Source organism: Rathayibacter tanaceti (assembly GCF_001634385.1).
Lineage (GTDB): Bacteria > Actinomycetota > Actinomycetes > Actinomycetales > Microbacteriaceae > Rathayibacter > Rathayibacter tanaceti.
Window position 1 is genome coordinate 1 of the sequence record NZ_LIIN01000096.1, and the last position, 11,612, is coordinate 11,612.

The window sequence follows — 11,612 nt, forward strand, 5'->3', positions numbered from 1 at the left end:
GCGGGCGAGACCCTCGGCGGGGCCGTGTCGGTCGCGGGCGAGCTACCCGCCGACTCCGCCTCGAGCCTCGTCGCCTCGGCGGGCGCGGCGTTCGACGCGGGCGTCGGCTGGTCGGCGTGGCTGGGCGCGGGGCTCGTGCTGGCCGCCGCCGTGATCGGCGCCTGGCGGCTCCGCCGGAGCTGAGACGCCCCTCCTCCCTCTTGCGAGATGCCACTTGGGTACGCGTTCCTCGGCGTGTCGCGTACTCAAGTGGCATCTCGCGGCGGGGAGCGAAGGCGCGCGGGCAGAGGGGCGGGAGGAGTGCAGGGTGCGCTCGGAGCGGCCGACGGCGAGCATGAGGGCAACGGCGGCGGCGACGCAGCCGAGGATGAGGGTGAAGGTGACGTCCCAGCCGAAGGCGTGGACGACCAGCCCGACGCCGGTGGATGGGAGTGTCGTCCCGAGGACGTAGCCGAACAGGCCGGTGAGCCCGGCGGCGGTGCCCGCAACCTCGCGGGGCTGACGCCGAGGGCCTGGAGTCCGATCAGCATGACGGGCCGTAGATTAGCCCGCCGATCGCGCCCAGCGCCGAGAGCGAGACGTCGAGCGCGCCTCACGTCGGCAAGAGCGAGTATAGGAGAGGAGGACGGCCCCAGCCCCGACGAGGAATGCCACTCCTGCGGGCGAGCGGCGCCCGCGGAACACCCGGTTGCTGATCCAGCTGTAGAGCAGGGCGCCCGGGATCCCCGCGAGCTCGAAGAGTGATACGCCAGCGTTCCCCTCGCTCAGGCTCGCGGTGCGGACCTCGGCTAGGTAGGCCGGCAGCCAGACCAGCTCCCCCCTAGCGGAGCGTGTAGACGAAGACGTTCGCGAAGGTTAGGCCGATCATCGTCGAGTTGGACAGCACGTGCGTCCGGAGGAGCGCTCAGCTCGCGGTACTCCTCGATCGGCGGGAGGCCCTGCGACTCCGGAGTGTCCCGAAGGAGGCCGAGGGCGACGGCGGCGATGGCGAGGGCGACAATCGCGGGGAGCTAGAACGCGACAGTCGCCGACGAGCGCGAGGGCGGCCGCGGCGACGGCGCCGGAACCCGCTCCGCCGACGTTGTGCGCGACGTCGAGAGCGCCGTCCGGCTGCCCCGCTCGGTCGTCGAGACACCGGTGCACGAGCGTGCGCCCGCAGGGCGGCCACCCCATCCCCTGGAAGAGGCCGTTGACCAGCATCACGAGCACGAAGATTGCGACAGCCTTGACGGCGGGGAAGGCGGTGACCGCCAGGCTGGCGAAGGCCGAGAGGGGGGAGGACGAGCGGAAGGAAGAGCTGCGCGTCGCTGACCATCGCGCTGAGCAACTTCGATGCGCCGTAGGCCAGCAGGACACCGTTGGGGATCAGTCGAGGTCGACAGTGGCGAATCCGTGCTCGCGTTGCATCAGTGGGGCGACCAGAGGGGCGGAGTTTCAAACGAGGCCGAGGAAGATCGCGACGAGGACCCGGCGGCGCAGGCGCGGGTATCGGCGGGCCGCCTCCTCGGGAGCGAGGCGGGCGGGGAAGGAGGTGCGGAGAGGAGCATATGGCGACCGTCCGATTCGCAGATGAGGATGAATCAAGCACGTGGCGTGCCCGCCGCGCACTGGGCGGTCTCCGCGTCTCGTGCGGTCTCACTCGGGACGACGTTCCTCGGTGTTGCGGTGCCTCGCGATAGGTTTGGCGGCTGACGGTGCCCACGCGGTCCCTCCGTCGGCTACAGCAGACGGAGGAGATCGAGGCGTCGCAGTCGCACTGCTCAAGGAGCTTCCCAGGCATTCGAAGGGAGCCGTGCGTTCGCGCCGTGCGCAGGGCGTATGGTATTTGTCATGACGACGCCTCACGTTCCAGCAAGCCGAATTTCACTCTGGCGGTCCACTTCCTTGAGCCTGGCTTCTGCGGGCTTTATCACCGTCATTCTCTCTGTCGGTCTAGTGATTCTTGCTTGTGTAGTCGTCGGCCCAACAAGTAGACGGATCCGAGGGTATGACTACGACCTCTGGCATGCTCTTAGTGAGTACACATGGATCCTGGCCTATCTCATTCCGATTCTGCTGATAGCCGCTAGCGTGGGAGGTGTCATAGGGGGCTTGGTCTTCCAGTCGATCGGTCGGCGCGGACGACGCGAACGTGGTCGTCTGACCTTCAGCATGCTGGTCGGCGGCTTCTCGGCCGCGACTTTTGCCATTTTCGCGAGCATCCCGACCTTCTTGACGTCCCCGTCTGATGGGTTGACGAGCTACACTGTGTACTTCATCGTGGGACTTATTTTGCACACTACTACGCTGTTTTTTGCTGCTCGGAGAACTTTTTTGGTATCGGATCGGCGGGTGCCCAGAACCAGCAGTTGACTCAGCTGGACACCCGCCGAATTCACCGGCTCCTATTCGGTCAGAAAGAAACGTTGAAGCTTGTCGGAGGAATTCCGAAGAGACCGAGCGGGAAGTAGTCGTCGTTCTGATACGCCAGATATGCGTCGGCGTTTGAGTTGCCGTACCAGACCTGATGACGAGGCATCATGTCGTGAGTACCATAAGCTCTGCTTCCTCCGGGTTGCAAGACGACCGTGACTTGTCCGTTGATCGCAGGAGCCGGCCAATACACTGACGAAGGGATAGTTGCGTTGACAGCCATATGGAAGGAAGCGAAGGATTCCGACGAGTAGATGATGTTTGTCGATGCCCCGTTAGAGGACGCCGTTTCGGCTGCTTTTTGCCGACAGTTGTTTCCGCCGAGATCGCAGGCGTAGGCGCGCGACTCACCGATGCTCGGTGTGTGTGGATAGATCCCGTGGTTGCGCCCGAAAGTCACCGAGACCTGATTCTTCACGCGGTTTGAGCCGTTCAGGTCGAACCACTCTCTGCCGTCACCGTGAAGGAATATTGCTGGGCGCTGAAGGTCTCCCGAGAAACCGGGCATCCAGACCTTGTCATCGGGAATGTATTGTTCATAATAAACTTCCATCGGCTGGATATCATTACCGGATTGCGTCGACTGAGTAGTTTGATCGTCTTCCTTCTTTTCAGAAGAGCGTCCATTAGCGCTACGAGAATCCTTCGGGGTTCCGGCGCCCTCAATTGACAGGTCCGCCAACGTGTGCCCGCTCGTACCCACTGAAGCGACTTCTTGTCCAAGGCGGGTGCTATCGTTCTCGCCGTTGACATTATTTTTACCCGATTGACGATCCTCGCTCACCGGGTACCGAGTGAAGGGCAGTGTCACCCCTCCTGCCGGGCGTTCTGTGACGGCGCTCGGGTATGCGGAGCTCCGCATTCTCTTCCGCCGTTAAGGGTAAGCGGTTCGACCTTGTACTCGTACTGTTTCGTCTCGTCGAGGTCGGTGTCGACGAATTCGCTCAGGCACGTTATCGCGATAGCCTCTCCTTTGGAAGGTGCGTCGGAAGTGAATGGATTCGTGACATAGCGAGTAACGATTCTGGGCGTTCGGACGTCGCTGAGCCAACGTACGTAGTGAGCACCGTTCTTTTCCTGTCCATAGACGACAGAGTCCCGGTCCGTCGAGGTCTCGTACTTATTGATTCGGAAAGGAAAAAAGTCCACAATTTTTCCGGAGCCATCGAGTGCAACTATGGCAGTCGCTTTCAGTTTCTCCGCGGGAAGAGAGATCGATGGCGAACTGGAGGATCCAAGAACCTGCTCCCCGATGCCCCGAGCCTCGTACTTGACCGCACCGTCGCGCTTTGTTAACGAGAAAGTAATTCGCGAATCTTTCAAGGTCGAGTCCGTTACGCGGAATTGTGGCGCTACTCCTCGTCGACTCATCGACGGCGGAATTGCAAAGGAAGCAAATGTCGAATTCGTCGCCTTGCCCGTTCCTATCATTCTGACGGATTGTGCTTCATTCCTAACCAGATTCAGATACGAGGATGCCGGGCTTGCTGTTCCCAGCGAGGTAGAGACGCCAGCTGGAATGAAGACCGCGTTGCTTCGAGCCGCCGCAAATGTTGCACGATGATGTGTGCTGGTTGGTCGGACGGGGCGGTCCAGAGGTCAAGGCCTGAGGAATGGGCAGACATTGCCCTGGTGGATATTCGCAGCCAGGCGGAGTCCCGCTCGCCTACATCGAAGGTTTCAATCTTCTTTTTCACCTCGTCTGCTGTGAATTGCGACAGATCAAGGGCGTTACCGATCTGAACGATGCCTGGATGGGTTTTTTCCTTGAGGCTCGAGTTAAGGGAGTTGTAGAGCTTTTGATTGTCCGATTGGTCGCCGACGATGAGGAGTGGCGCTTTGCGTTCCATTGCCAGAGCTGCGGCCATCGGAAGATTTTCCGCGGAGCTCGTTGCGGCGATGACGAGCTGCTCCTTCCTCGTGCTGAGGTCCCACATCTGACTCGTCCGGTCGTAGGCTCTGTCTGCGAGAATCGACTTATCGATCGTTGTCCCGGATTTCAATCCGCTGATGAAACTACTGGGGAAGGCGCGGGATGTTCCGTAGAGCCGCACCCTCGTCGTGTTCAGAGACGACATGCGAGCATTGGTCTGTGACGCGTCCGTGTCCGAATCGGTAACGATGAGCGACGCGTCCCACAGTGTTGCCATGACCGCCGCCTCGCGGACCATGTCGATCGAGGACGAAGGCACGATCACCGCTCGTTCCTCCGATGTGGCACGGCGCGTGCTATCGATCGCAGCAGACACTGCGGAGCCGATGGTGCCGGCGGATACGAATTGCCGAGCGGTCGTGGAAGCTGGCGCGGTCTCCCAGATGGTGGAGCCTGCGCCAGAGGTCAATACAGCCCGGCCGTCGTCGGTCATCGAGAGGCTTTTGCCCGAACCCTTCGTGTTGGTAGACCAGATCGCAAGGTTCTTTGCCGAGTAGATGACAAGGTTGCCGTCAGCCTGCGGTACCAGCCGTGCATGGGGGCTGCTGACGCCCGCTGCCCACATTACGTTTCCATCTGAGCTGTAAATGACCGGGTTGCCGTCCGACTGCATTGTTAGACGGAAAAAGCCATTTGGCGCCGTTATGGTATCACCATCGCTGAGTTCGTAGTTGACGGGTACGCTCCCCGAGAATGAATCTCGGATGTCACGAATACTCGTTCCGGTGTCCCACAACGGTTCTCCACCGCTGGCATAGAATACAAGGTTTCCATCGTCCTGCATCACGAGAGACCTCCCTGAACCGCGGCTTGATGAAGTCCATAGGACTTGATTAGACGAGGAGTAGATTACGAGATTTCCGTCGGTCTGAACTGCGAGACGAGCACCCGGGTTGCCGGAGGTAGCCGTCGCCCAGAGAACTTGGTTAGTCGTGGTGTAGACGATTACGGCATTGCCGTCGGCCTGCATTACCAACTTTGTGCGTGCGTTCGAGGAGGTCAGGCCATTGTTGCCTTTCAACTCGGCAGGTGCCTCGACGGAGTTGGTCTGAGTAGCCGCTGTTGCAGTTACAGGAACCAGTGTGATTCCGATGAGGAGGAGCGCAAGGCCCACTCCTACGGCGGTAGCGCGGTGTCTTTTCATGTTCTCCTCGTTCGGTCTGTTTTCGTCGGCGGGCCAGTGACACAATAACGAGGATTGCGCGGGTTCGCTGGCGAGTGTCGCGAAGGCCCGGACAGCGCCCACGAGTACGCTGAGGGGGTCTCTGACCCCGCACGCCTGAGGATCGACATGCCCCGCACTGTGAAGCTCGCCGTCATCCCCGGAGACGGGATCGGGCCGGAGGTGACCGCCGAGGCCGTGAAGGTCCTCGACGCCGTCACCGCCGCCTCCGACCTGGTGATCGAGAAGACCGTGTTCTCGCTCGGCGCCGCCCGCTACCTCGAGTCCGGCGACGTGCTCACCGACGAGGACCTCGCGGCGATCAGGGCACACGACGCGATCCTCCTGGGTGCTGTGGGCGGTGCGCCCGGCGACCCCCGGCTCAAGGACGCCGGCATCGAGCGCGGGCTGCTGCTGCGGCTGCGCTTCGAGCTCGACCACTACGTGAACCTGCGACCCACCCGCCTGTACGCGGGTGTGCGGTCGCCGCTGGCCGCCCCGGGCGAGGTCGACTTCGTCGTCGTCCGGGAGGGGACGGAGGGACCCTACGTCGGAAACGGCGGAGCGATCCGTCGGGGCACGGCGCACGAGATCGCGAACGAGGTCTCGGTGAACACCGCCTACGGGGTCGAGCGGGTGGTGCGGCACGCGTTCGAGCTGGCCCGCTCGCGTCGCTCGAGGCTCACCCTGGTGCACAAGACCAACGTGCTCGTCTTCGCCGGCTCGCTCTGGAAGCGCGTCGTCGACGAGGTCGGGGCCGCCTACGACGACGTGGCCGTCGACTACCTCCACGTCGACGCCGCGACGATCTTCCTCGTGACCGATCCTGCTAGGTTCGACGTCATCGTCACCGACAACCTCTTCGGCGACATCCTGACCGATCTGGCCGGCGCGATCAGCGGCGGCATCGGACTCGCAGCCTCGGGCAACATCAACCCCGACGGCGCGTTCCCCAGCATGTTCGAGCCGGTCCACGGATCCGCGCCCGACATCGCCGGACGACAGCTCGCCGATCCGACCGCCGCGATCCTCTCGGCGGCGATGCTGCTCGACCACCTCGGCCGCAGCGACGAGGCCGCCCGGGTCACGGCCGCGGTCACCGTCGACATCGAGTCGCGCGATGGAACCCCGCGCTCGACGGCCGCGATCGGCGACTCGGTCGTCGCCCGCCTCCGCTGACCCCTCGCAGAAGGACACCACCACGATGAGCACCGACTCCGCCCTGACCGACCTCGACTTCGAGGTGACCCCCGCCCCCTCCCCGCGATCCGCCGAGGAGCGCGCGCGCATCCTCGCCCACCCCGGCTTCGGCGTGCACTTCACCGACCACATGGTCGGACTCCGCTGGACCCGCGCCGACGGCTGGCACAGCGCCCGCGTCCAGCCGTACGGTCCCCTCGCGCTCGACCCTGCGGCCGCTGTCCTGCACTACGCGCAGGAGATCTTCGAGGGGATGAAGGCCTACCGGCACGAGGACGGCTCGATCTGGACGTTCCGGCCCGAGGCGAACGCGCGGCGTCTCCAGCGCTCGGCCCGCCGGCTGGCCCTGCCCGAACTGCCCACCGGGCTCTTCCTCGAGTCGCTGCGCCGGCTCATCGCCGCCGACGGCGACTGGGTGCCGTCCGAGCCCGAGACGAGCCTCTACCTCCGGCCGTTCATGTTCGCGCAGGAGGCGTTCCTCGGCGTCCGCGCGGCGGAGGACGTCGGTTACTACCTGATCGCGAGCCCGGCCGGCGCCTACTTCTCGGGAGGCGTCGCCCCCGTGTCGATCTGGCTCTCCACCTCCTACGCCGCGCGGGCAAGGGCGGCACCGGAGCGGCGAAGACCGGCGGCAACTACGCCTCGTCGCTCCTGCCGCAGCAGGAGGCCGCGAGCCACGGCTGCGCGCAGGTGCTCTTCCTCGACTCGCAGGAGTCGCAGTGGATCGAGGAGCTCGGTGGGATGAACGTGGTGCTGGTGAAGAAGGATGGCACGCTCGTCACTCCGGAGTCCGACTCGATCCTCGAGGGGATCACCCGCGACAGCGTGCTTCAGCTCGCCGAGGACCGAGGTCACCGGGTCGAGCGGCGCCGCGTGAGCATCGATGAGTGGCGCGACGGGGTCGCCTCGGGAGACGTGGTCGAGGTCTTCGCCTGCGGAACCGCGGCGGTGATCACGCCGATCGCCGAGCTGAAGGGCGAGGGCTTCTCGGCCGGCCACGCGGGCGCACCCGCGGGCGAGCTGACGATGTCGCTGCGCGAGGAACTGACCGGCATCCAGTACGGACGCCGGGAGGACAGGCACGGCTGGATGACGAGGGTGGACGTATGAAGATCGCACGATTCGCGACGCAGCGCGACGGGGACAACGGGGGAGCGATCCACTTCGGGATCGTCGACGAGGACGACCTGGTCGTGCTCGCCGGAGACCCGATGTTCGCCGGATTCGACACGACGGGCGAGCGTGTCCCGATCGCGGAGGCGAAGCTGCTCGCGCCGGTGATCCCGCGCTCCAAAGTGGTCGGTATCGGCAAGAACTACGCCGACCACGCGGCCGAGATGGGTGGCGACGCTCCGACCGAGCCGCTGGTGTTCCTCAAGCCGAACACCTCCGTCATCGGGCCGGACGAGGCGATCGTGTTACCCGAGGACAGCCAGCAGGTGGAGTTCGAGGGCGAGCTGGCGATCGTGATCGGCGCCGTCGCCCGCAACGTCCGCGCGGAGGACTACGAGGACGTCGTGTTCGGCTACACGATCGCCAACGACGTGACGGCCCGTGACCTCCAGCGCTCCGACGGGCAGTGGACGCGGGCGAAGGGCTACGACACCTTCTGCCCGCTGGGGCCCGTGATCGAGACCGAGCTGATCTGGAACGAGAGCGCGATCGAGACCCGCGTCAACGGGCGGGTGCAGCAGTCGGGCAGCACGGGCGACATGATCCACGGGGTGCCCGAGATCGTCGCGTACGTCTCGCGGATCTTCACGCTGCTCCCGGGCGACGTGATCCTCACCGGGACCCCGGCGGGGGTCGGGCCGATCGCGAACGGCGACACGGTGGCGGTCGACGTCGAGGGGATCGGGACGCTGTTCAACCCGGTGGTCGTGCGGCGCTAGGGTCGACTGCCCGGAGGCGGCGCGGGCGGACCCGCGGGCCGGAGACGGACCGATCAGGCTCTGCGGCCGGAGGCGTCGGCAGCGTCCTCGCCGGGGAGCACGGTCTTCGCGCCTCCGGTGTTCGGGGTGTCGTCGTCTCGCTTTACCGAGCTCCCTGGCCGTGTCAAGCCGACGCTCTCGGCGGTCTGCGAGTCGTAGCGTCGAGCCATGACCTCCCCCCGCACCGACTCCGTCAACCGCATCGCCAGGGAGGACTTCGGCTGGTCGTCGCTGCTCCCCGGCCAGCGTGAGGCGATCGAGTCGGCGGCGTCGGGCCGCGACACGCTGCTGGTGCTGGCGACGGGCGGCGGCAAGTCCGCGGTGTACCAGATCGCGGGAGCCGAGCGCGGCGGAGTCGTCCTCGTCGTCTCTCCGCTCGTGGCTCTCCAGGCCGACCAGGTCGCCGCGATCGAGGCGGCGCCCGCGGCTCCGCCCGCCGTCGCGATCAACTCGTCCCAGGGCGCCGCAGCGGTCGCCCGGGCGTGGGACCGGATCGACGAGGGCGGGCCGCTCTCCGTACTGCTCGCTCCGGAGCAGCTGGCCAGGCCCGAGAACGTGGCCCGCCTCGCTGCCGCGGGAGTGTCGCTCCTGGTCGTCGACGAGGCGCACTGCGTCTCCTCCTGGGGCCACGACTTCCGCCCCGACTACCTCCGCTTGGCTGACGTGCGCGGCGAGCTCGGCGACCCGCCGGTGCTCGCGATGACGGCCACCGCCTCCGGGCCGGTGCGCGACGAGATCATCGAGCGGCTGCGGATGACCGACCCCGAGGTGCAGGTGCACGGCGTCGACCGGCCCGAGATCCGCCTGGTCGTGCACCGCCACGAGAGCGAGAACGACAAGCGCGCGGCGGTGGTCGAGGAAGCGCGCAGCTGGACCGCTCCTGGCCTGATCTACGTGGCGACCCGCAGGGAGACCGAGAGCTACGCGGCCGAGATCGCGGCGGAGGGGCGCCGGGTCGCGGCCTACCACGCAGGACTCACGGTCTCGGAACGGAAGGTCGTGCACGAGCAGTGGCGCGCGGGACAGCTCGACGTGGTGGTCGCGACGTCGGCCTTCGGGATGGGCATCGACCGGGCCGACGTGCGCTTCGTGCTGCACGCGACGACCACCGAGTCGCTGGACGCGTACTACCAGGAGATCGGCCGGGCCGGGCGGGACGGCGAGCCCGCGACCGCCGCCCTGCACTACCGCGCGGAGGACCTGGGGCTGCGCCGCTTCTTCGCCAAGCGCTCGGTCGACAAGGCGGCCCTGCGCGTGGTCTGGGCGGCCGTCTCGGGGCAGCCGGGGCTCGACTCCGCCGCGCTCGCGAAGGAGCTGGACAGGCCCGCACGCACGATCGCGCGCCTCGTGAACGACCTCGCGGACGCCGGACTCGTCGAGACCGGCTCGGGCCTGCGAGCGACATGCGACTCTCCGGCGACGAGGCCGTCGACGCGGTGAAGGAGGCGCTCGCCTCGCGCGAGCGGATCGCGGAGTCGCGTCTGGCGATGATGCGCGCCTACGCCGAGACGACCCAGTGCCGGCGCCGGGTGCTGCTCGACTACTTCGGGGTGGAGTCGCCGGAATGGTGCGGCAACTGCGACGGCTGCGAGCGGCACGAGGCCGACGCCGACGCCGAAACGCCCCAGACCACCGAGGTGGATGCTCCGCTCAGGGTCGACGAGGCGGTCGAACACCGCGAGTGGGGCGCCGGCACCGTGATGAGCGTCGAGGTCGACCGGGCGACGGTCTTCTTCGAGTCCGAGGGCTACAAGGTGCTCTCCTTCCAAGCCCTCGCCTCCGGCATCCTCCGCGAGCACGCCTCCGCCTGACCCTGCTTCCCTCCCTGCTTTCCCGGCCGCGAGATGCCACGTGAGTACGTCCGACACGGCGTGTCGCGTACTCACGTGGCATCTCGCGGAGGGGAGGTCAGACCTTGGAGACGGCCGAACTCACGTCGGTGGGCTTCGCGTAGTCGCCGTCCGGGATCGCGCGGAGGGCCTCCAGGACGTCCCCGTCTGCTCCCTCCTTCTCGGCGGTCTCGACGATCGTGTCCTTCGAGGCGGGGTAGTCGATGCCCGAGAGGTACTTCTGGATCTGGATCGGGTTGGGGGCGTCCATCGTGCTGTCCTTTCGTCGCCGTGCTGAGTGTGACGAGTGCTCTTCGGCGAAGAGCCCGTCGAAGGCGTCGACGCGCCGGTCGGTGACCGTCGTGGGCGTCGCGCCGGGAGAGGACGCACGCGCCCAGCCAGGCCATCCGGTACGCGCGCCAGGCGCCCTCCGGGACGTCGAGCCCGGCGGCGACGTGCGGACGAGCACGTCGATCAGCGGCTGCTCGGATGTCCCCGCGAGCCCCCAGCGCCCGGACCAGCGGCGGCTGGTCACGGCGCGGCCGATCGGATGCGCTGCACCATCTCGGTCGTGGAGTGCTCGGAGACGTAGCCGACCGTGGTGACGGTGCCGCCGTAGGAGCGGACGACCGCCGCCTCCTGGAGCATGTCGGGGTTGTAGTCGCCGCCCTTGACGTAGACGTCGGGCCGTACGCGCTCAAGCAGAGGGATCGGGGTGTCGCCGCCGAAGAGGGTCACGAAGTCGACGCAGCCCAGCTCCGCGATGACTCCGGCGCGGTCGCCCTCAGGGTTGATCGGCCGGCCCTGGCCCTTCAGCCGGCGCACGGAGTCGTCGTCGTTCACCGCGACCACGAGCACGTCGCCCAGCTCGCGTGCCTGACGGAGGTAGGCGGTGTGGCCGCGGTGGAGCACGTCGAAGCAGCCGTTGGTGAAGACGACACGGCGTCCGCGACGGCTCTGCTCCGCGAGCACTTCGACAAGAGCCTCCTCGCCGAGCACGACGGCACCGGGGGCGGCGAGCGAGGCGAGCAGGTCGTCCGCCGAGCAGACCGAGGTGCCGGGGCGCTGGACGACCACGTCGGCGGCGGCCTGCGCGAGGTCGACGGCGGTGGCGAGGGAGCGGCCGGCGGGCGAGGGCGAGGGGT

9 protein-coding genes and 2 pseudogenes are annotated in these 11,612 nt (G+C 66.5%); 6 read left to right on the forward strand and 5 right to left on the reverse strand.

All coding sequences use genetic code 11. The features are described from left to right. Positions 1-183, forward strand: a pseudogene (locus ACH61_RS17445) (MFS transporter); the annotation flags it as partial. A 2,209-nt stretch (positions 184-2,392) separates the two neighbouring features. On the opposite strand, the gene ACH61_RS16925 reads toward ACH61_RS17445, so the two are convergent. From ACH61_RS16925 to ACH61_RS16380, 3 genes are all read right to left on the reverse strand, one after another. Further along, positions 2,393-3,223 carry a hypothetical protein gene (locus ACH61_RS16925; protein ID WP_153038845.1) on the reverse strand — a complete coding sequence of 277 codons (831 nt, stop codon included), beginning with the start codon at positions 3,221-3,223 and terminating at the stop codon, positions 2,393-2,395. After that, positions 3,220-3,735, reverse strand: a complete 516-nt coding sequence (locus ACH61_RS16930; RefSeq protein ID WP_153038846.1) for a hypothetical protein — start codon at positions 3,733-3,735, stop codon at positions 3,220-3,222. The genes ACH61_RS16925 and ACH61_RS16930 overlap by 4 nt, the downstream gene beginning before the upstream one ends. A gap of 140 nt (positions 3,736-3,875) precedes the next feature. Next, positions 3,876-5,132, reverse strand: a complete 1,257-nt coding sequence (locus ACH61_RS16380) for a hypothetical protein (protein ID WP_158286136.1) — start codon at positions 5,130-5,132, stop codon at positions 3,876-3,878. 504 nt (positions 5,133-5,636) lie between these two features. On the opposite strand from ACH61_RS16380, the gene ACH61_RS11365 reads away from it, so the two are divergent. From ACH61_RS11365 to ACH61_RS18455, 5 genes and pseudogenes are all read left to right on the forward strand, one after another. Continuing rightward, positions 5,637-6,686, forward strand: coding sequence for a 3-isopropylmalate dehydrogenase (locus tag ACH61_RS11365; protein ID WP_068212176.1), 1,050 nt, complete (start codon positions 5,637-5,639; stop codon positions 6,684-6,686). A gap of 25 nt (positions 6,687-6,711) precedes the next feature. Next, positions 6,712-7,817: pseudogene (locus ACH61_RS11370) on the forward strand (branched-chain amino acid aminotransferase). Then, entirely contained in the window at positions 7,814-8,599 is a 786-nt protein-coding gene (locus tag ACH61_RS11375; RefSeq protein ID WP_068212177.1) for a fumarylacetoacetate hydrolase family protein, read from the forward strand. Before ACH61_RS11370 ends, ACH61_RS11375 begins: the two are co-directional and overlap by 4 nt. A 207-nt stretch (positions 8,600-8,806) precedes the next feature. Beyond that, positions 8,807-10,078: a RecQ family ATP-dependent DNA helicase gene (locus tag ACH61_RS11380; RefSeq protein WP_236713651.1), complete on the forward strand. Its 1,272-nt coding sequence runs from the start codon at positions 8,807-8,809 to the stop codon at positions 10,076-10,078. After that, on the forward strand, positions 10,042-10,449 hold the full coding sequence (locus tag ACH61_RS18455) for a DUF3553 domain-containing protein (RefSeq protein ID WP_236713652.1): 408 nt from the start codon (positions 10,042-10,044) through the stop codon (positions 10,447-10,449). The genes ACH61_RS11380 and ACH61_RS18455 overlap by 37 nt, the downstream gene beginning before the upstream one ends. Positions 10,450-10,546: 97 nt before the next feature. On the opposite strand, the gene ACH61_RS11385 is transcribed toward ACH61_RS18455, so the two are convergent. Beyond that, complete coding sequence (locus ACH61_RS11385; RefSeq protein ID WP_068212180.1) at positions 10,547-10,738, reverse strand: DUF2795 domain-containing protein; 192 nt, start codon at positions 10,736-10,738, stop codon at positions 10,547-10,549. A 260-nt stretch (positions 10,739-10,998) separates the two neighbouring features. Next, positions 10,999-11,612 (reverse strand): D-glycero-beta-D-manno-heptose 1-phosphate adenylyltransferase (gene rfaE2, locus ACH61_RS11390; protein ID WP_082845217.1); only part of this gene is annotated, 614 nt, incomplete at its 5' end.